Source organism: Flagellimonas oceanensis (assembly GCF_003992595.1).
Lineage (GTDB): Bacteria > Bacteroidota > Bacteroidia > Flavobacteriales > Flavobacteriaceae > Flagellimonas > Flagellimonas oceanensis.
Window position 1 is genome coordinate 1 of record NZ_RZNA01000031.1, and the last position, 21,745, is coordinate 21,745.

Consider the following 21,745-nt stretch of genomic DNA (forward strand, 5'->3'; position numbering starts at 1 on the left):
GAAATTACCAAAATGGACTGTCCTTCAGAGGAAAATCTAATCCGAATGAAATTGGACGGAATTTCAAGTATTGCGAATTTGGACTTTGATATTCCGAACCGAAAACTGACTGTTTTTCACAGCGGGGAAACCGACCAAATCGAAAAGTCCGTTATCGAACTAAATTTAGGCGGAAAGAAAATCTCGACCGAACAAACCGACCAAACGGAATTTAAAGAAAATGCAAACCAAAAAAAGTTACTTTGGTCTGTACTTGCCATAAATTTTGCCTTTTTCATAATCGAAATGACAACAGGAATAATCTCAAAATCAATGGGACTTGTTGCCGATAGTTTGGATATGCTTGCCGACAGTTTTGTTTACGGAATTAGTTTGTTTGCGGTTGGCGGAACATTGATTAAGAAAAAGCGTATTGCCAAACTTGCTGGATATTTTCAAATTACACTTGCAATTATCGGATTTGTGGAAGTTTTAAGAAGATTTTTCGGAGACGAGAAATTACCCGATTTTTCGACAATGATTATCGTTTCGATTTTTGCACTTATCGCAAACGGAATTTGTCTTTACATTTTGCAAAAGTCAAAGAGCAAAGAAGAGGCACATATGAAAGCGAGTATGATTTTCACCTCAAATGACGTGATTATCAATTTAGGAGTAATAATCGCTGGACTTTTGGTAAATTGGTTGAGTTCGAGCAAGCCTGATTTGATTATCGGAACAATCGTTTTCATTTTGGTAATTCAAGGAGCGTTTCGGATTTTGAAATTAAGTAAGTGAATAAAAAAGCACTACTTACAACAATGGTAACCGTTGCACAAGTCCCTGATTTGTAAGCTTCCCTTAGATAGAACTGCTTATTTTTCCAATTTCAACAGGGTTTGTATTTATTTTCTTCCCCAAAAATTCATATTGCACCAAAAAACGTTAAATTTTTTGTACCAAAATAAAAAAGTTTGGATTCTGTACCTATTCTGTACCCATGGCAAAAAAGAAAGGCCCCCGATTTCTCGGAGGCCTTGCCCGCTCTAGTAGCGGGGACTGGACTCGAACCAGCGACCTTCGGGTTATGAGCCCGACGAGCTACCTACTGCTCTACCCCGCGATGTGGACGGCAAATATACAAACAATTCACGATTCTATGCAACAGAAATTTAGTTTTGTTTTTGATTGCCTCATAATCAGCGATAAAAAATATAAATCAAGCAATAGGTAATATCATTATCCTTTAGTCAAGCTCAAGATTTGTAATCTGAGGGCTTTGTTTCGAGTAAAAAATACCTCGCCAAAAGCTCGTCCCTTCTCCTTGATATTTCCATACAACCTTAACTTGGGGAGTAACTTCCCAATAACCAAAATCCCCTTCACAAATTAATGTGTTTCCGTTGGGTAAACGGTATGCACCACTTATTCTTGGATGATAGAGAGCGTCATCCGTGAATTCGAAAATGAGGTTTGGATCTGATCCTATCAAAGTTAAGCCATTTATTTCCGGCAATGAGAATTCCATTGCACTTGATCTTTGGGCCATTTGATTGTTATTATAAATTAATAGACTAGTGCTGCCTTGATTTTTGACGAAAGTAGGATGATGGTTAAAATCAAAAATGTTCGTAGCGTTCATGTTTCCGAAAACTCTTTGATTTCCAAAACGATACAATAGATCACCACCTCGGCCAAATTGCCCTCCCGATCCTGTCTTTGCTTCTTCTGTTGTTGTGCTATGATCAATAATCCACACTTCGCTAAAGAAATTTATACTAAGTGCGATGATGTCTTTTTCTGGAAGATAATCCAAACCATTAGCGTGCATGATATCTCCGTCCTCAACAAATTGATGTACACTATTGTTGGCATATAGAATGTTGATTTTGTTCTTTAGTGTATCTGGGTCACCATAACTGGCTAAATTTTCATTGTAATTTTGAACAATATGTTCCCAACTTCTCCATTCCCATACGATGGAATCGGTAATAGGGTCTATTTCCACGATTTTTTCTGTAAATATATCTGTGGTATTGTTCAATCCGACTGCTGTTGCCTCCTCGTTGGATATGCGCTCCCATACCAAAACCAGGATGTTGCCATTGGGTAGTTGGGTTAAATCATGATGCGCGATTTCGTTCTCCGAAGCGAGTACATATTCCCAAATAAGTGTTCCTTCCTTGTCCAACATTCGTACCAATCCGCTCTGTCCTCCAAAACCGATTTGTGGAGATTCTACTTGAAACAAACCAAGAAGGTTTCCATCTGGAGTAATTTCGATGTCTTGACCTAGGTTTGCATCAAATTCCCAGTTGTATATTTTATTTCCTGAATGATCTAATAGATAACAGGTGTTCTGACCACTTTCTATGGCAAAAATATAGCCTGAGGTATCAACTAATTCTTCATCTAGTTCTAAAACGTTCTCATTTAAAGAGTTCTCTACTTCATTAAAGTTGGCATGAATTTCAAGAGCTTGGTCTATAGAAATGGCTAGGGTTGTTGTCTCCGAATTTAAATCCCCACTCCATCCGCTAAATTCAAACCCTTCCAATGCATAGGCAGTTATGGTAAGAGAGGTGCCTTCTAGATATTTCCCTGATGCAACATCAACCGTTCCTCCTTGATCAGAGGTGATTCTGAGGGTATGGTAAATTTCTTCAGGCGCATTATCATTATTGCAGGCAATAACTATCATCGCAGCAAAAAGACTAAGGATTTGGCTTAAATAATTTCTCACAAAAAAAAGTTTTAAATACTGAAAAGATACTTAAAAATGAGAGGTGTGTTATGATACTTATGTTAAGTTTTAGAGGGAGGCCTTCAATAGGTGATAGTTTAAGGATTCAGTCTTGACTCAAAATGCTTATCTTCGAAACTTTTCAGTTTATGGACGCAATCAACGATTTTATATCCTCACTTCTGCCCTATACTGAGTGGCCCATGTTTATTCTGCTTATTGGTGGCGGGCTGTTTTTGGCCTTTTATTCCAAATTTGCGCCCTTTCGTCATTTTGGACATGCCATTGCAGTGGTTTCCGGTAAATACGATGACAAAAACGCAAAAGGGGATGTAAGCTCGTTCCAAGCATTGTCCGCAGCAGTGGCCGCTACGGTAGGATTGGGAAATATATCCGGGGTCGCCATTGCCATTCACGATGGAGGACCGGGAGTGGTTTTCTGGATTTGGATGACCGCACTCTTGGGTATGGGCATCAAATTTTATTCAGGCAGCTTGGCCATCATGTATCGGGGCACTGATTCCGATGGGCACATGCAAGGAGGTCCCATGTTCTACATCACAAAAGGAATGGGCAAATGGGCAAGGCCCATGGCTGTTTTCTTTAGTATTTGTGGACTTTTTGGTTTTCTGGGCGTTTTTACAGCCAATCAGTTTACTGAAGCATTTATGGGCGTTGTACAACCTCATGAGACCCTTTTGGCCACAAGCGAATATAATTGGAAACTTGGAATTGGCTTTTTTCTGGCCATCATCACATCCATCGTGATTTTTGGAGGATTGACCAAGATTGCCAAGGTAGCTTCCGCAATAGTGCCATTTATGGTAGGGATTTACCTTTTGGCAGTGATTTTTGTGATGGCAAGTCACGCAGGCGAAGTTTGGCCCGCCCTAAAAATGATTCTGGTCGAGGCGTGGAACTTTGACACAGCAGTTACCGGAGGATTCTGGGGCTTGGTCATCGTCGGGGTGCGGAGGGCCATGTTCTCCAACGAGGCAGGTCTCGGTAGCGCACCCATGTACCACGGGCAATCCCGTAACGACGAGCCTGCAAAAGAAGGACTGGTGGCGATGCTCGGACCATTCATTGATACCATTTTAGTATGTACCTTTACCGCAGTGGTCATTATTTTAAGTGGCGCCTACCTAGAGGATGGTAGCGGAATTACCATGACGATGTCTGCTTTTGAGACCACATTGTATGGAATAGGGGATATACTTTTGATGGTCATCGTGGCCGCATTTGCATTGTCGACCCTGTTTACGTACTCGTACTACGGTGTGAAGAGCTTGTCGTTTTTGACGAATGCTAAAATCGGAAAATGGTACAATGTATTTTTTATCATCATGATTGTTTTTGCCGCAATCGCATCGTTGAAATTGGTAAAAAACTTGATTGACCTATCATATGCATTGATGGTCATTCCCAATATGATTGCAGTGTTGTATCTTTCACCAAAGGTAAACGCAGCATCCAAACAGTATTTTGAAAAAAGAAAGAAAGGTGGCTCATAAAGCAGGATTTGTAAATATTATCGGGAATCCCAATGTGGGCAAGTCCACATTGATGAATGCCTTCGTGGGCGAGAAACTGTCCATTATCACTTCTAAGGCGCAGACGACCCGCCACCGTATTTTGGGAATCGTCAACGGAGATGATTTTCAAGTGATTTTATCCGACACCCCGGGTATCATCAAACCAGCCTATGAGCTGCAAACCTCCATGATGGACTTTGTGAAATCGGCTTTTGAGGATGCCGATGTACTACTCTACATGGTGGAAATAGGGGAGAAAGCCCTTAAGGACGAGGGCTTCTTCAAAAAAATACAGAATAGTACGATTCCCGTGTTGTTACTCCTCAACAAAATTGATAAGTCCGACCAGGAGAAGTTGGAAGAGCAAATGCAATATTGGCAAGAGCAATTGCCCAATGCAGAAATCCATCCCATATCCGCTTTGGAGAATTTTAATGTGACCGAGGTTTTCAACCGTATTTTGGAATTACTGCCGGAAGCACCGCCGTATTATCCAAAAGACCAAATGACGGACAAACCCGAACGCTTTTTTGTGAACGAGACCATCCGTGAAAAGATTTTACTCCATTACAAAAAGGAAATCCCTTATTCCGTTGAGGTAGAGACAGAGGAGTTTTTGGAGGACGAGGACATTATCCGAATCCGTTCGGTAATTATGGTAGAGCGCAATACCCAAAAAGGGATTATCATTGGGCACAAGGGCAGTGCCATTAAAAAAGTAGGCGTTGAAGCCCGAAAAGACTTGGAGAAATTCTTTGCTAAGCAAGTGCACATCGAACTTTACGTGAAAGTGAACAAAAACTGGCGAAGCAATTCGCAGCAGCTCAAACGTTTTGGATATAATGGCTAGGTATCGCTATTGATACGTTCAAAAGGCGCAATGGTGTCCCGAACAAATTGTTTCAGCTGCTCCATTTGTGGTTTCCCTTTGGCTCTTCCCAAACGGCCAAAGGCATAAAGTACGAACCAAATCACTACCAATAAGAACATGCCCACCAACCAGAAGGTAATATCCTTGCCCAGGGAATAGTTGGAATAGGCAAAAATCCCCATAATGATAAAAATGGTGCCCACGCCAAAATGGAGGAACATAAAAAAGGTCCAGAGGGTAGGGTTGGGGCCAAAGACTCCACGAATATTGCTCACACCTTCTTCGAATGACGAAAGCTCCAAATGAAGCTGAGGCGTCCAAAAGGTGGTTTCCGTTTTTTTGAACTTGACAAAAATATGCTCGTCCATCCTTTTGATCAAAAAGGGATTGGTCGAAGCATGATCAAAAATGGACTCCAATTGTTCTAAATTTGCCTTCAGGGAGACACGAAAACGGGGCCGTAAAACTATCTCGTTGGTCAAGTCGCTCATAATCATTTGAAAATGATGAAAAAAGGTATCATTTTTTCTTCATAATAAATGGTATTTTTGCCAAAAATTAAACCTAATGGGAGCTATTGTAGCCATTGTAGGAAGACCCAATGTTGGGAAGTCCACTTTTTTTAACCGACTCATTCAACGCCGTGAGGCGATTGTGGATGCCGTAAGCGGTGTTACACGCGACCGTCATTACGGTAAAAGTGACTGGAACGGCAAAGAGTTTTCTTTGATCGATACCGGTGGTTACGTAGTGGGCAGCGACGACGTTTTTGAAAAGGAAATCGACAAACAGGTCGAATTGGCCATCGATGAGGCCGATGCCATCATTTTTATGGTGGATGTGGAATCTGGTGTAACGGGAATGGATGAAGATGTGGCCAAGCTCCTTCGCAGGGTGGATAAGCCTACTTTTTTGGCGGTCAACAAAGTCGACAATACCAAGCGTATGGCTGATGCCGTAGAGTTTTATTCATTGGGATTGGGCGAATATTACACCCTTTCGAGTATCAATGGAAGTGGAACCGGTGAGTTGCTGGATGCTCTTGTTGAGGTATTGCCCGATGATGTAGAAGAAGAAAGCGAATTGCCTCGTTTTGCTGTAGTTGGACGACCCAATGCAGGGAAATCATCTTTCATTAATGCCTTGATAGGGGAGGATAGGTACATTGTGACCGACATTGCAGGGACAACACGAGACAGTATCGATACAAAATACAATCGTTTTGGGTTTGAGTTCAATTTGGTGGATACGGCAGGTATCCGTAGGAAATCCAAAGTAAAGGAAGACCTGGAGTTTTACTCCGTAATGCGCTCCGTTAGAGCCATAGAACACTGCGATGTATGTATTGTTATGTTGGATGCCACTAGAGGTTTTGACGGACAGGTGCAGAATATATTTTGGCTTGCACAGCGCAATAACAAGGGAATCGTGATATTGGTGAACAAATGGGATTTGGTCGAAAAAGAGACCAATTCGGTAAAAGAGTACACCAAAGGCATCAAAGAAGTGATTTCCCCTTTTGAAGATGTACCGATTTTGTTTGTTTCCGTTTTGAACAAACAGCGTATTTACAAGGCCATTGAAACAGCCGTTGAAGTCTACAATAACCGTTCAAGACGCATCCCGACCCGAAAGTTGAACGATATAATGCTTCCTATTATTGAAAAAACACCACCTCCATCTACCAAAGGGAAATATGTGAAGATTAAGTTCTGCACCCAATTGCCCACACCATATCCGCAATTTGCCTTTTTCTGCAACTTACCGCAATATGTGAAGGACCCTTACAAACGATTTTTAGAGAACAAACTCAGACAGAACTTTGATTTTACAGGGGTTCCGATGACCATTTTTATGCGTAAAAAGTAATCACTCGCCCGAAGCAGAACGAACTTCCACTACCTGTTGAATACGATTCCCCTGATTGTCGACGGCCGTCAGCATATATTCTCCAGCATCGATGGGTAAGACAAGCTCATGAAAATTCTCGGTCTTGCCAATGAATAATTCATCCAAATACCAATAAATGATGGCGTTGGATTGTTGATGGGCCAGTTTGAGAATGATTTCCATACTTTTTTCACCCAAATCCTTCGGAAGCAGCACCGCTTCGTTTCTTTTGGGGTAGATAAATTCCATCAGATTGTTTTCCAAAGCAGAACAACCTTCCAAATAATGAGGTAAAGGCTTATAATTTGGATTCGAAGACGCATAATAATATTCCAAAATAGGAGGGAGCACCAACCAATTTTTGGCGACCATATCTTTCAAAGGATAGCATTCAGAATTTACTCTAAACCGTTCTGAAGCGTCCAAAAATACTTGTTGATGATAGGGGCAAGGACCACTTCGTGTTCCGTGTGTGGGCACCCATTCTTTTTTAATATCATCACAGTACACCGAAGCACGAAAACCACTTTGGGCACAAACTTCTAACTCCACAAGGTCATCAAAAGGTTCTTGGAACCAACCGCTTTGTGGAAGTGCGTCCAAAACATCAAAAAGAAGTGGAGCGGCCGCTGTGATTCCCGTAAGTCCGGGCCTGCCTTCGCCATCAGCATTACCTGCCCAAACCCCAATGGCATATTTTGGCGTAACCCCAACGGCCCATGCATCCTTAAAACCAAAACTGGTCCCTGTTTTCCAAGCGATGGGTTGGGAGGAGTCAAAAAACTGCCAATTTTCGTCTCCTTCGGGTCGGTTGACCTTATACATGGATTGAAACGTGCTATAAATGGAACCTGCGCCAAAAACCAAAGGGGCAAATTGTTCGTTGCCAAAGTCCTTGGTCTCGTTTTGCAAATAGGTAGCCTCCCCGAATTCTTGACTTCTGTACGTGCTGGAATGGGTCAAAAAATAATTCAGAGTGGAGGCCATCGAGGCATAGGTAGAGGTCACTTCCCAAAGGGAACTTTCCGCACCCCCGAGAATCAAGGATAGCCCATAATAGGATGAAGGTTTGTCCAAAGATTCCATCTTCATTTTGTGGAGCTTGTTATAGAATTTTTGAAGTCCATATTCCCGTAACAATCGCACAGCAGGTACATTCAAGGAACGTGATAAGGCCTTGCTTGCAGGTACGGCGCCCACGTGGTTTAAATCAAAATTTTGGGGATGATACCCGTTGATCAAGGTCGGAACATCCTCTACCAGACTATGCGGCAACAATTGGCCTTCGTCCAACAAAGAAGCAAACAAAAAAGGCTTCAAGGTACTACCCGTACTTCTTTTTTTTGTGATAATGTCCACATAATTGGCGTGTGTCTCATCCGAAGGGGAATTTCCCACATACCCAAGCACTTTTCGTGTTTCTACATCCAGCACCAAAATGGCCAGATTATGGATTTCATTGCTTTGCAATTGCTGATAATGACGTTCTGCCAAAAGATTCAATCGTTGCTGTAAAGGTCTTTGCAGCGAAGTGGTCACACGCTGGCCCGGATGTTCGTTTCGAATGTGTTCGGTAAGATGGGGTGCCACATCGGGCAGTGGAAACGGTTTTTGAGGTAGTGGTTCGGCTATGGCCAATTCATAGGTGGTTTCATCAATGACCTCTTTTTTCCATAATTTCTTCAATAATCGGTTTCGTTTTTCCAGAAAGGACTGTTCATTCCTTCCGGGAAAAATGAGGGCGGGGGCATTGGGCAAAACGGCCAAAGCAGCTGATTGTCCCCAGCTCAATTCGTGGGCAGGAATTCCAAAATAGCGCCAAGCCGCGGTTTCCAAACCCACAACATTGCCTCCGTAGGGGGTGTGGGAGGCGTAGAGCTTTAAGATGTCTTCTTTGGAGTGGCGAAGTTCCAAACGGGTAGCCATAAACACTTCGATGAGCTTTTCCCAGTATGTCCGACTTCGGTTCTTTCTGCTCAAGCGTATCACTTGCTGTGTGATGGTACTTCCGCCCCTTCGGGTATCTTTGGTCAGGTTGTGCCCAATTGCTTTGATGATGGAAATGGGGTTGAACCCAGGATGCTCATAGAAATACTCGTCCTCAAAAAGTAGAATACTTTGCTTAAAGCGTTCAGGAACGGAATCAATCTGGGGAAATCGCCATTGACCATCATCGGCAATACGGGCTCCGATAAGAGAACCTTCGGAACTGTCCACAACCGTTGATGTTGGATTCTCGAACAGATTTTTGGGCAGGCAAAACAACCATAAAATCAAAACGGCGAAAAATACACCGAACTTGATTTTATGGTTAATAAGGATTCTTTTTGCTGGCGATAAAAATTTACTCATTCAACATTACTGAACTATTTTCACCCACTGTCCTTTGTTTCGGGCTTGGTAATTGTTGTCATACATCGCTTCAGCCTGGGCCCCGGGCAGATAATAATCGCCCAAGAACGATGCATTCAATTTGATGGTAAAGACTTTTGATTTTTTAGTGTCCAAATCAAAATATAGATTGGTACGATCGTCCCGTGTATCCACATAATCCGCTTTGGATGCATTTTCATTGTCCCCGCTTACAAAAGAGGTGTCCACAATTTCCCATCCGCTGGGTACAATGTGCGTAAGGGCAACATTGTCGATATAGTCATCGGAACTGTTGAAAATAGTCACTTTTGCTTCAAACTCTGTTCCTTGTCGCAATTCGTTCACATTGACCGAATTACCGAGCGGGTCCACATAGTTGACAGACAATCGTAGGTTTTGCTGTTGTCCCAATTCCTCGCCCACCGGTAATTTGCCCGTTTGGGTAAGGGTAGCGTAAATGATGTTTCCTTGATTGTTTTTCACTTCGATTTCTTCTTTAAACGAAGTGACGGAAAGTTCTCGTTGTGCTATGGCCCGATCAGTTTTTACATTGATGCTTTTTCCATTGTTGGTAAAAGTAAGGTCGATGGACCTGCCGCCATTTTCCATTACCATTTTGGACATGGCCAAGAGCGCAAATGCAGTCTCTTGGGTGCTGTACCATCGTTGCGATGATAAATTCTTGGCCAAAGAAACGGCTAGTTCTCTTTGTTGTGCGTCGCCCAATATGACCATGGTTTCCAACGCCATGGCTCGGTTTCTGAATACGGAACCATAGGTTCTGTAATTGTAATTGTTGGCGGTAAAGTTGATGTTCGCCTTTTGGGCAATGGCTTCTGCCACCTCTTTTTTACCTACCAAGGCATAAGCGGCAGCCAACCGCCATTTGGCCTCGTTGCTGAGGTTTGCGGTTTCCCGTAAACGGTTCATTGCGGCCAGTTCGGGTTGCTGGGCCAAAGCCAAAGTGTACAAACGGTAGGCTTGTGAAACATCGTCGTTGTAATAAGTGCTTTGGTTGCTCCATTGACGTGCAGCATTCTTTTGGTATCTCAACCAATTGCTCAGGAAAGTCAGGGGAAGTTGATATCCTTCTTTTTTGGCTTCCAACATAAAATGTCCTGCGTATGAAGTTCCCCAATCATCCGCATTTCCGTAAGCTGGCCAATAGCTCAATCCGCCATTGGGAACTTGGAAATCGCCAAGTCGGTCAATAGCAGCTTTGATGTTTTTCTCAATCTCCTTCTTTTTATCAAAAGTGATATCCAATACATCTGCCAAGAATAATTGCGGGAAGGCCGCAGAAGTGGTTTGCTCCACACATCCGTGCGGATATCGCAACAGATAATCCATGCGTTTGGAGAAATCCATCGGTGGAAGCGTTGAGAATTCTATGAATGCCCCGTTGGTGCCCGATGTGCCAAAAGTTTCCATTGAAATGGACTGTGACGCATTTGGGTCGAGGGTGAACAGTTCACTTTTGGTAGTAACGGGATTTGGGTTTTCCACAACGATTTCGGTCTCGTTGGATGCGCTTTCCCCAGCGCCCGTAGCCGTAACTTTTATGGTTTGGAACGATGATGTTGGATTGACTTTAAACTCAAAATTGACGATTTGCTCCCCAACCGCATCGAAAGTGATGTTTTTGGATGTGCCGTTGATGGGTTCCAAAGCTTTTCCTGTATCAATATTGACCTGTACGTTTTTTACTTTGGGTTCCATGGCAAATACGGTAACTGGGATGGTCACGGTTTCGCCCGGAGATAGTTTTCGTGGAATGGAGGTCAATACCATCAAAGGCTTGCGCACGGGTGTGGTTTTCTCTGCATTGCCGTAAGCACTGTTCGGATTCCCTGCAACGACCATGGTTCGGACCGAACCTACATAGTTTGGCATATCGATGGTATGCGATGCCTTTTCTCCTGCCTTTAAGGTAAATGGCCCCAAATAAGTGACCACAGGTTTGAAACGTTGTGCCTTTCGGTTTTTGCCACCAGCACCAATTCCACCACCACCGATGGCGTAGATGTTGTCCACACTTACCGAGTAGGCTCCCATCACATCATCAAAAATGTCGAAGGTCTTTACGCCCAAAGCTTGTCTGGCATAGAAAGCACTGTGAATGTCGGGAGTATTGAAACGTGTCAGGTCCAAAAGCCCATCATCTACCACGGCCAAAGAATAGGTCATTGGTTTATTGTTGGCTTCAGACACCGTGACCTTATGTGATGTTTCTGGTTGCAGTACTTCGGGCATACTGATTTGCGGTTCCAAGAATGTCGCGGGATTTTCCACCAAGAGCGGAACAACCCCGTACAATCGGATGGGCAAATCATTTTTAACCTGACTATGCGGTTGCAACAAGGAAATGTTCACGTAGGCATTTGGTGCCATTTCCGCGGTAATCGGAATACTGGCCTGAGTTTCTTTGGCTGAGGTCTCCATCCATTGCTGGGAGAGCACCTCTGTACCATTTTCAATGCTGACCAAGGCACGACCGCCTTTGTCCGATGGAAAAGTTACGGTCGCTTCTTCCCCAAGGGTATATTTTTCCTTATCGGTGGCGAAAATCAAAATTTTGGAGCTTTCGGCATCAGCGGATGCAGGTCTACGCCACCAATTGCGATAAAAATAGGCGGTACGCCCTGTTGCGTGGCCCGAGACTTCGTCCATCACACGGATAAGGTAACGTCCTCCTTGCTCATCGGGAACATTGATGTTGAAATTGGCCTTTCCATCGCTTCCCGTAGTAACCTCCATTTCTTTGAAAGGTCGGTGGACGGTGGCATTTTCGTAGCGTGACAGGTTATCGTAACCACGGTTCCACCACCAACGCCATTCTATTTTGAATACTTGAACCTTTAGTTTTCGATTACCAGATGGATTTCCCTGCGCATTCACGGAAACTACGTCAAATGTATTGTTATCGTCCGTTAAAAAGGAACCATACCGTTTTGCTTCTGGCGAGCGTAGTCCCACAAAGTTGGAAAATGGCGCCAAATTTTTCGAGAACACATCAATGGAAAAGTCGCCGCCTCCTTCAAATACCTTTGTGGTAAAAGTTGCTTGCAGCATTCCAGGAGCGTTGCCGTTCACATCTATTTTTTTGTTGATGTTAAGCACACCATTGGCATCCAAATTTGATGAGATCCACTGTAGTTCCGTCTGGTTGAAGGTGCGAACAGGATCTTGGAAAACATAATCTTGATACTTTGGAAAGGCTGTTGAGGTCTCGCTCAAGGTGGCATTGATGTCAATCTTCAGATTACGTGCAGGAGCTCCGTGCAACCACTTTACTTCGGCTTTTCCTCGGTTGAAGGAGTTGGCCTCGAGTACCTCGTCGTCAAAAGCGAAATCCACTTTTAATCGATTGGGCTTTACCGTAGCTACTTTTAATGTTTTACTGAATTGTGCTCCTCCCACAATCACTTTGGCCGACCAATTTCCAGTAGGGGCTGTAGCTTCTGTTGGAATGGGGAAGTAGTAAAAATTCTTTTCTTTTTTGGCATATAAACCATCAGCAACGGGAATACTACCTCCTTTTGAAATAGTTCGCTGCACCAATTTTCCTCTTGCATCACTGACTTCCAAAGCCACGGGATGTCCTTGGGGCAAGGGATTGGCATTGTCATCCAAAACAAAGGTCAAATGGATGGCGTCTCCTGGTCTATGTACGCCTCTTTCGGTATATAAATAGCCTTGCAGCCCTTTTTGAAGTTGCTCTCCTGATACATCAAACTTACTGAGGGACAATGCATTGCCGTCCGCAAGTTTGGCGTAGGCAAAATTGTTGTTGTGCTCGGCCACGGCGAAGGCAATTCCCTTATCGCTATCGTAAACGGAAAGACCCTTGGCATCCGTAGTGGTCTCGCCAATGAGTTGTTGTTGGTAGTTATAGAGCTTTATTTTGGCGCCCGCTACGGGTTGAGTGGTAAGCAGATTGGTCACAGCAAAATGATGGGAGCGATTGGTTCCTTTTTTGACGATGAGTCCCAAATCGCTGCCCAGTAGATTTGTTGCCGCTATCCTATCATAATTGAAGTAGGCAGAATGGCAAGGATTGTCACGCTGTTCCCAATTGTAGTCGTAATTTCTGTAATTGTAGATTTCATTGTTCCAATAGCGCTCTTCTTGTGAGGCTTCATCAGAGCTTTGCTCCAAGGCATATTCGGTTGTGGATTCATCGGTTTCAGTGCTATCCCCACAATCGTAAGTGGTGTGTTCTTTTTTGAAACTGAACTCGACCCGATATAACGAACCTGGATTTATTTTAATCAATTCTGACAAATCGAGTCCGTGTGCCTGCCAATAGCTGGTGTTTTTGTTTCCATCTTCGGTCAAGGGAATTACTTTGTAAGCGACCCTGCGCCCAACGGGTCTAAAATCTGGATTGTAATTTTCGGTAAGGTCATAGTTTTGGAGGTATTGGAGCATGTTGTCCTGATACACTTGAATTACACGAACTTCAACGGCAGCAAGGTTGACGGTCTCAAAATAAAGGGGCGTTGAAGCCGCGTTGGGTAAAATGGTTCCCTTGGAAATCAATCGCACAGCCGGTTTCAGCTGTTCAAAAGAGACCAGTTCGGAGAAATTGTTCTTTAAAGTAAACCCATATTCACTTTTGATACCTTGAAAGGCATTGATGCGTACTTCGCCCAAAATCCGGTTGGATGGGTAGACCCTCAAAACATTTCCATTGATTTCATAACGAAGACTTTCAGCATTTTCAATGGTTACCAGACCATTGAGGTTTTGGTCTTGTTGCAACGGTTCGGAGAAGTTGAGGGTTAGCACGGCATTGGGTGCGGATGTGGTTTTGGCATCAACAATCACAAATTTGTTCTTGCCCGGTATGGGATAGGTTTCAGCGCCTTGGTTTTCAATATCGTAGTCATCGCCTGTCCAATTGATGGTTAGCTCGCTATCATCCGTTTTTCTGGAAATGCTATCAATTTTAAAGCTGAAGTATTGTGCGTTGTCCGACGTATTGTCCCATTTCACGGGAATACTTTTCTCTCCCTGCTTTACGGAGAGCACCGTTTTTATTTTTGATGCATCCAGGATGTCCGAAGCATCCAGGGTGCCCGTTAGGTATTGCCAATCTTTACTGTACGACTGTAAATCTCCGAGATTAATCCTGAAATTCGGTGCAATGGTCTTAAAACTGAAAGTATAGGTCCTGAACTCACTCGGGATTTCTTCGAAAAGTTTGTTGAGCTTCAGACTGATGGTGTATTCTGTATTGGGTTTTAAATATTCTGTTGGCTGGTAGGTAAGTGCCCTTCCGTTTTCAATGATCAATTCGCCATCTACTTTTGGTGAGATGTCCAAGTATTCCGAGGGAAGCTCTTGGGTCAGTTCAAACTGTTCCAATTGTTGGGCCAAGGCTATGGTAATGGGAGTGGAAATGCTTTGGTTGCCGTTGGTATGATAGCTGATATAATCCTTGAACTTGAAAAGATTATCGGTTTCGGAGTCGTTCTTTTTTTTACAGGATGTGACGAGGATCAGTAGTGCAATAGGTAGTGCTTTGAATAACCGGGACATAGAAAAAGGGATGTTTTAATTCATCAATGATAACCTAAAGCAAGATAGTTAAAATTGGCTTTAAAAATTTTTCAGTCTATGGGGTTGCACTGGGATATTTTTTAATATCTGAAAAAGATGTGTGATTTTGATAATTTTTTACAGATTTTTTGCTGAAAATTGATTTTCAATGATTTTTTTCTAAAAATTTAGTTAAACGACATGGGAGCGTTTTTTCAAAACAATACTTTGGTCCTCAATTCAACCTAATCAAAAAACTAACCATCAATTGAAAAGATTTTACGCTTACCTCATTTTTATTTCCCTATTTATTTCTTTTAACTCATACGGACAAGAATTTTTGGTCAAAGGTAAAATTGTGGATGCCGCTACGGGTTCGCCCATTGAGGCAGCGACTATTTATGCCGAGACTTTAAGGGATAGCAGTTTGATTACCTATACCATAACCAATGCCCAAGGAATCTTTGCTTTGGAAGGTAAAACGGCTTACAAGAAAGCCCGATTGGCTTTTTCTTCCAATGGATACCAATCGCAAACCAAGGAGGTTACCTTGGAGCCTGTGATTGAAATGGGTACCATTAAAATGGAAGAACAAGTGCAGTTACTGGAAGGGATTGACCTTATTGGCGAACGTGTTCCGATTACCATAAAGAAAGATACCCTTGAGTTTAATGCGGATTCCTTCAAGACCCGACCAGATGCGACTGTGGAAGATGTACTGAAGAAGCTGCCCGGTGTGGAAGTGGACAGCGACGGAACCATTACGGTAAATGGCAAAGAGGTCAACCAAGTATTGGTAAACGGCCAGGTCTTTTTTAGTACCGACCCAAAAGTGGCCACAAAAACGCTTTCCAAGGACATCATCAGCAAAATCCAAATCACGGATACCAAGACAAAGGAGCAAGAGTTCATTGGAGAAGAAGGCGATGGCGAGAACAAGACCATTAACTTGACCCTCAAAGAAGATAAGAACAAAGGGTATATGGGACGTCTTTCGGGAGGATATGGTACAGATGACCGCTACCAAGCCAATGGTTTGGTCAATTATTTTAACGATACCCAGCGAATAAGTGTTCTGGGAAGCTCGAACAATATCAATAATCCTGGTTTTTCCTTTGATGAAATCTATGAAATGGTGGGTAATGCCAGAGGTGGTGGAATAGGGTTTAACAGAAATGGAGGGTTTACCATAGGTAATATGTCCTTTGGATTTGGACAAGGAATCACTACATCCTCGACATTGGGTGCGAGCTATGCCGATCAGGATAAAGGAAAGTACCGAGTGGATGGCAATTACTTTTTCTCTTATAGTGACTCCTATAATGATGAAAAAATTTCCAGGGAGAATATTTTGCCCGATGGCAGATTTTTTACCGATACAGAAACCAGTTTCGTGGGAACTACCAACTCCAATCAAGGTTCAGCCAATTTGGAATTTGATATTGACAAAACCACTCGGATTACGGTTCAACCTAATTTGAGTGTGAACAATACGAATTCCACCAATGCGGAAAATACCGAGTCACGCGATGAGGATGGTAATTTGATCAACCAGAACAATTCCTTGGAGACCACAGATGGCTTCCGTAGAAATTTCAGCAATCGGGTTGAGTTGATGAAGAAATTGGATACGGTTGGGGGATATGTGAGATTGTATTTCAACAATAACAATAGTGTTAACGATTCAGAATCCTTTATCAATTCCCAGAGCAGTATTTTTGGCGATGACCCTAGCGAGCAGGAGTTGGAACAACAGACCATAATCGATAATTCGAATGACAGCTATGAGGTTGGAGCAGCTTTTCGCCAACCCTTGAACAAGGATTTGTACTTGGATTTCAGGTATAGCTACGAGAACAACGAGCAAAAGAATGAACGTTCCGTTTCCAATTTTGATGAAGTCAGTGGGGCGTACGTTTACAACTCCATGTTGAGTTCCGATTTTAATTTCAATACCAATAAGCATGCGCCCGAAATTAGATTTGGTTCCAACGGTAAAAAATTCCGCTTCAATGTAAGGGCACGATTGGAGCAAATAGCTTTGGACAATGAGGATTTTATCCAGTCCACCACTTTTTCAAAGGACTACAGTAAAGTGCTTTTAGGTTCGTTCTTCAATTACAATGTGGGAAGCAAACGATTGAGCATCCGGTATAACTCAAGGCTCAATTTACCTTCGGTAAACCAATTGCAGCCCGTGCCCAATGTGAGCAATCCGTTGAACATCATTGAGGGTAATCCCAATTTGGGTCCAGAAGTGAACCATAGTGTTTACATGAATTTCAATAACTATAACTGGAAAGACAGAACGGGCTTGTTTGCCTATTCGGGAATCAATTTTGAGCAGGATAAAGTGGTTTCCATTACCACTACGGACGAAAATTTCATCCGAACCACCACCTATGAGAATGTGAACGGCAATTACAATGGATGGATGGGCGTCAATTATTCCAAGCAGATCAAAAAGGATAGTGTCTATACATTAAAATATACCATAAGACCGGGAGCCAACATTAGCAAACAAGTAGGTTTTACCAACGGCAGAAGATTGGAAGCTAAGAACTTTAGTTTTAATCCAAGTGTTGGACTTTTGTTCAATTACAAAGAGATGCTCGAGATAGAGCCTGAGTATCGTATCGGAATAAGTTCTACGCGGTATAATCTGGACAATGTGGAGGATGTTGATTTTACAACCCACAATCTTGCGGTCAAGGTAACTTCGTATTGGCCCAAAAATGTAGTTTTTGGAAATGATATTACCTACAGCTATAATGGTAATTTAGGGGATGGATTTGACAAAGACGCTATATTTTGGAACATGAGCCTGGGCTTGCAAATGTTTAAAAAGAAAGCGACCTTAAAGGTATTGGCCTATGATTTGCTCAATCAGAACATCAATACGCGAAGGACTACTGGGCAAGACTTTATTCAGGATTTTCAAGGTACAGTTCTCAAACGTTACTTTATGGGCAGCTTAACCATCAAGTTTGATTCTTTTGGCGGTAAAGGAGCACCTAATAAAGGCGGCGGCCCTAGGTTTATGAGGCTTTAATCGAGATTTGGAATATAGACCGTACTGAAAATTGTAAGTGCGGAAGGTTCCACCAACTCATACGAGTAACCATCAATGTTAAAACTCTCCAAGGTTGTGTAGGGACCACAACATTCCCCCACTCTTGGGGAGGCTTGTTTCAATATCCATAGTAAATGAATCGGCTTCCTCAATAGCTATTGTGAATGATTGTTGCATGAATGGTCCCCTTGAGACAGGAATGGCCAAAAACATCCCCATATCGGGATATTCTTCAATTGTGAATGTTATTTCTTGGTTGTTTTGATTGAAAACCTCAATAAGGTTGGCATCGATGGCACCATTGTCCAATAAATCATCATCGTTTTCAGGATTTAAAAATCGAAGATAGATGGTGTCATCAACTGTTGCACAAAGTACTGTCGCACAATTTAAATCCATGGAATCATCATCCGATTTGCATGAGGCCAATAAAACCGGGATAAACAATAAAAAGAGCTTTTTTGGCATAGCGTCTTTACCAAAAAGATGATAACATGATGTTTAGGTTGCTTTACAACTGATTTACCATCCTCCTGAGGCACCACCGCCCCCAAAGCCACCACCACCGAAGCCGCCACTAAAACCACCGCCTCCGCCAAAGCTTCCACTGCCAAATCCACCGGAGGAGCCAGAACTACGGCCCATGTTGCTCAGTATGATCATGTCCCAAATGTCGAGTCCACTGCCCCTACGGCCACCTCGGCCACCACCGCCTTTGTTTTTGCGACTCCATAAAATAATGATGATGACAATAAAAATGATGATAGGGAAAAGGGCATCAACGGGAAATTTTTTGCCGTTGCTAAAAGAGCGGTCCTCTTTAAACTCGCCCGTCAATACCTTAAAAATGGCATCGGAACCTTTATCCAAGCCACCGTAGTAATCCCCTCTTTTAAATTCTGGGATGATTACGGTTTCAATGATGCGCTTTGACATTAAATCGGTAAGGCTGCCCTCCACACCATAACCTGTATTGATGGCGATTCTACGGTCGTCCCTTGCAAGGAGGACAAGTACGCCATTATCCTCGTCAGCTTGTCCAATACCCCACTTTTGGCCCCATTGTGCGCCTAGATAGTTGATGTTTTCCCCTTCGGTGGAACTGATTATGGCCACAACAATCTGAGTGGATGTACTATCGGAATACCGAACCAACTTTTGCTCCAAAGCATTGCTCTGCGGGGGCGATAACAAGTTCACATAATCGTAAACACTTGTTTCTTTCTGTGGTTTTTCGGGTATGTTGAATTGCCCCCAAGCTAGGGAGACACATAAAAAAAACAGTAAAAAACTAGCCTTTGGATATTGCATCGTTCAGTTCATTGGTGTCGTCGTGGTTCCAAGGGAAATGGGCTTGCAGTTCCTTACCTGCCATGAGAATACCTTCAACGATACCTTGTTTGAAATTTCCTTTTTTAAAGTGGGCGGCAATCACATCCTTGGTAGTGTCCCAGAATCCTTTGGGAACGGCCCTGTCAATGCCCTTACCACCATAGATAACAAATTTTCTATCATCCACTGCAACATAGAGCAGCACCCCGTTGCCCTCCTTGGTGTTGTCCATTTTCAGAAAATGAAATACCTGCTGCGCTCTACTAAAGTGGTCTATTTTTGAAGATGCTTCAATGTGCACCCGTATTTCGCCTGAAGTATTGTTTTCAGCTTCAACAATGGCATTGACAATATCACTTTCCTCCTCAGCAGTCAAAAACTCTTCTACGTGTGACATATTTAGTTGAATTCGAAGTTCACATCGGGAGCGTTTTCCGAACCAGGGTCAGCTTGGTATCTTGGCATTTCCTCAAAACCAAACCATCCGGCCAAGATTTTTCCTGGAAATTTTGTAGTGTGCACATCGTAAATGTTGACTTTTTCGTTATACCTGTCCCTGGCCACGTTGATACGATTTTCAGTTCCTTCTAATTGAGACTGAAGTTCCAAAAAGTTTTGATTGGCTTTTAACTCGGGATAACGCTCCACGGTAACCAGTAATCTGGATAGGGCGGAGGACAGTCCTGTTTGCGCTTGTTGAAACTCAGCCAACTGTTCTGGTGTGATGTTGTTTGCATCAATATTGGTGGATGTTGCCTTGGCACGGGCTTCGATAACATCCGTCAAAGTACCTCTTTCAAAATCCGCGGCACCCTGTACCGTTTTTACCAAATTTCCGATGAGGTCGTTTCTACGTTGGTAAGAACTCTCCACATTGGCCCAAGCTGTTTTGGCATCAGCTTCGTATTGTACGGCTGTGTTGTTAAAGCCCACTGCCCATCGGTACAGGGCGAAGACAATGACAACGACAATAATCAAGGGGATTAACCATTTTTTCATTTTGATATGGTATTAGCGTTTATAGTTGTTCTTTTATTTTCAGTAGTTCTGCTTTTACTTTTTGTAGTTTTTGAATCACCTCAAAATTGGAAAGGGCCTTTTGTTTCTCTTCTTTCAGATGGATTTTGGCACCTTCCAAGGTAAATCCACGTTCCTTTACCAAGTGATAGATCAGTTGCAGGTTTTGGATATCCTGTGGCGTGAACTTACGATTGCCTTTGGCATTCTTTTTTGGCTGGAGCACATCAAACTCTTTTTCCCAAAAACGAATCAGGGAGGTGTTCACTCCAAAGGCCTTGGCCACTTCGCCAATGCCATAATATCGTTTTTCTGGAAGATCTACGTGCATTTAATCCAGCGATTGGTTCTCTTGGTTCGCCAACCTGAGCATATTCTCAAATTCTTCAGCGGACAAACTTCCGTAGTAGAAGTTAATGGGGTTGATGCGTTCCCCATCCTTGAACACTTCGTAGTGTACGTGTGGTGCTTGGGAACGTCCCGTACTGCCCACAAAGCCGATAAGGTCTCCCCTTTTGACTTTTTGGCCCACGGTAACATTGTATTTGCTCATATGTCCGTACAAGGAAATATAGCCGTAACCATGATCGATACGAACGTGCTTTCCGTAACCTGAAGATCTATTGTCTGCACGAACCACTTTTCCATCGCCTGATGCATAGATGGGAGTTCCTCGCGGAGCTGTAAAGTCCATCCCCCAGTGCATCTTACGGGCTTTGGTAAATGGGTCGGAACGCCATCCGTAACCAGAGGCCATCCGCGTAAGGTCTTCGTTACTTACGGGCTGAATGGCTGGAATGGAAGCCAATAGTTTTTCTTTTTCTTCCGCCAGTTTGGCGATTTCATCCAAGGATTTGGATTGAATCACCATTTCCTTCTGGATGATGTCCAGACGTTTGGTGGCATCAATAATAATTTCGGAATTGTTGAAGCCCTCCAAGTCTTTATAGCGGTTTACCCCACCAAAACCAGCTCTACGCTGCTCTTCGGGTATCGGGTTCGCTTCAAAATATAATCTGTAAATATTGTTGTCCCTATCCTCGATATTGGCCAAAACCTGTTCCATTTGGTCCATTTTTCGGTTTAGGATATCGTATTGCAGTTCATAATTACGAACTTCACGCTCCAACGAAAGTTCTTTGGGCGTGTTTACCCATCTAGTGTTCAACAGGATGATCAGTCCAAGGAAGCCGAACAACGCGGAGCCCAGCAAGAAAAGGAATATATTCCTATATCTCTTGGATTTTTTTGGCTCGATCTTTCTGTACGAAAGTGTATCGGGATCGTAATAGTACTTTACTTTAGACATGAATGGATTTTATCCTATTTTTGCTCACTCATTTTAAACAGAACAAACAAATATAAAAATTGTTTTGCTTAAACTGTTA

General features: G+C 43.0%; 15 protein-coding genes and 1 tRNA gene. 5 read left to right on the forward strand and 11 right to left on the reverse strand.

What is annotated here, in order from left to right; genetic code table 11:
- Positions 1-777: cation efflux transmembrane domain-containing protein (locus EO132_RS08725; protein WP_205780340.1), on the forward strand; the 777-nt coding region annotated here is incomplete at its 5' end.
- Positions 778-1,029: 252 nt separating this feature from the next.
- On the opposite strand, the gene EO132_RS08730 is transcribed toward EO132_RS08725, so the two are convergent.
- Both EO132_RS08730 and EO132_RS08735 read right to left on the reverse strand, forming a co-directional pair.
- A tRNA-Met gene (locus EO132_RS08730) sits at positions 1,030-1,102 on the reverse strand.
- A 123-nt stretch (positions 1,103-1,225) separates the two neighbouring features.
- The gene (locus tag EO132_RS08735; protein ID WP_127137494.1) at positions 1,226-2,722 is read right to left on the reverse strand and encodes an aryl-sulfate sulfotransferase; all 1,497 of its coding nucleotides are present in this window, start codon (positions 2,720-2,722) and stop codon (positions 1,226-1,228) included.
- Positions 2,723-2,871: 149 nt separating this feature from the next.
- Between EO132_RS08735 and EO132_RS08740 the strand changes: the two genes are divergently transcribed.
- Positions 2,872-4,236, forward strand: coding sequence for an alanine/glycine:cation symporter family protein (locus tag EO132_RS08740; RefSeq protein ID WP_127137495.1), 1,365 nt, complete (start codon positions 2,872-2,874; stop codon positions 4,234-4,236).
- Positions 4,226-5,107: a GTPase Era gene (era, locus tag EO132_RS08745; RefSeq protein ID WP_127137548.1), complete on the forward strand. Its 882-nt coding sequence runs from the start codon at positions 4,226-4,228 to the stop codon at positions 5,105-5,107. Before EO132_RS08740 ends, era begins: the two co-directional genes overlap by 11 nt.
- Here the strand turns inward: era and EO132_RS08750 are convergent.
- Positions 5,104-5,619 (reverse strand): GTP-binding protein, encoded by a 516-nt coding sequence (locus EO132_RS08750; RefSeq protein ID WP_127137496.1) that lies wholly within the window; start codon positions 5,617-5,619, stop codon positions 5,104-5,106. The genes era and EO132_RS08750 overlap by 4 nt on opposite strands.
- Positions 5,620-5,695: 76 nt before the next feature.
- Here EO132_RS08750 and der point away from each other — a divergent pair, with 76 nt between their 5' ends.
- Positions 5,696-6,997 (forward strand): ribosome biogenesis GTPase Der, encoded by a 1,302-nt coding sequence (der, locus tag EO132_RS08755; RefSeq protein WP_127137497.1) that lies wholly within the window; start codon positions 5,696-5,698, stop codon positions 6,995-6,997.
- Here the strand turns inward: der and pbpC are convergent, their stop codons facing one another.
- Positions 6,998-9,370, reverse strand: coding sequence for a penicillin-binding protein 1C (gene pbpC / locus EO132_RS08760; RefSeq protein ID WP_127137498.1), 2,373 nt, complete (start codon positions 9,368-9,370; stop codon positions 6,998-7,000). It abuts the gene before it with no gap.
- Between the two features lie 6 nt (positions 9,371-9,376).
- Entirely contained in the window at positions 9,377-14,935 is a 5,559-nt protein-coding gene (locus EO132_RS08765; protein WP_127137499.1) for an alpha-2-macroglobulin family protein, read from the reverse strand.
- A gap of 268 nt (positions 14,936-15,203) precedes the next feature.
- Between EO132_RS08765 and EO132_RS08770 the strand changes: the two genes are divergently transcribed.
- Positions 15,204-17,987: an outer membrane beta-barrel protein gene (locus EO132_RS08770; RefSeq protein WP_235856418.1), complete on the forward strand. Its 2,784-nt coding sequence runs from the start codon at positions 15,204-15,206 to the stop codon at positions 17,985-17,987.
- 78 nt (positions 17,988-18,065) lie between these two features.
- Here the strand turns inward: EO132_RS08770 and EO132_RS08775 are convergent, their stop codons facing one another.
- The 6 genes from EO132_RS08775 to EO132_RS08800 form a co-directional block, all read right to left on the reverse strand.
- The gene (locus EO132_RS08775; RefSeq protein WP_205780341.1) at positions 18,066-18,407 is read right to left on the reverse strand and encodes a hypothetical protein; all 342 of its coding nucleotides are present in this window, start codon (positions 18,405-18,407) and stop codon (positions 18,066-18,068) included.
- Positions 18,408-18,530: 123 nt separating this feature from the next.
- Entirely contained in the window at positions 18,531-19,319 is a 789-nt protein-coding gene (locus tag EO132_RS08780) for a TPM domain-containing protein (protein WP_127137502.1), read from the reverse strand.
- Positions 19,300-19,737 (reverse strand): TPM domain-containing protein, encoded by a 438-nt coding sequence (locus EO132_RS08785; RefSeq protein ID WP_127137503.1) that lies wholly within the window; start codon positions 19,735-19,737, stop codon positions 19,300-19,302. Before EO132_RS08785 ends, EO132_RS08780 begins: the two co-directional genes overlap by 20 nt.
- 2 nt (positions 19,738-19,739) lie before the next feature.
- Positions 19,740-20,339, reverse strand: a complete 600-nt coding sequence (locus tag EO132_RS08790; protein WP_127137504.1) for a LemA family protein — start codon at positions 20,337-20,339, stop codon at positions 19,740-19,742.
- A 19-nt stretch (positions 20,340-20,358) separates the two neighbouring features.
- Positions 20,359-20,688 (reverse strand): MerR family transcriptional regulator, encoded by a 330-nt coding sequence (locus tag EO132_RS08795; protein ID WP_127137505.1) that lies wholly within the window; start codon positions 20,686-20,688, stop codon positions 20,359-20,361.
- Entirely contained in the window at positions 20,689-21,666 is a 978-nt protein-coding gene (locus EO132_RS08800; RefSeq protein WP_127137506.1) for a M23 family metallopeptidase, read from the reverse strand.
- Positions 21,667-21,745 lie beyond the last annotated feature (79 nt).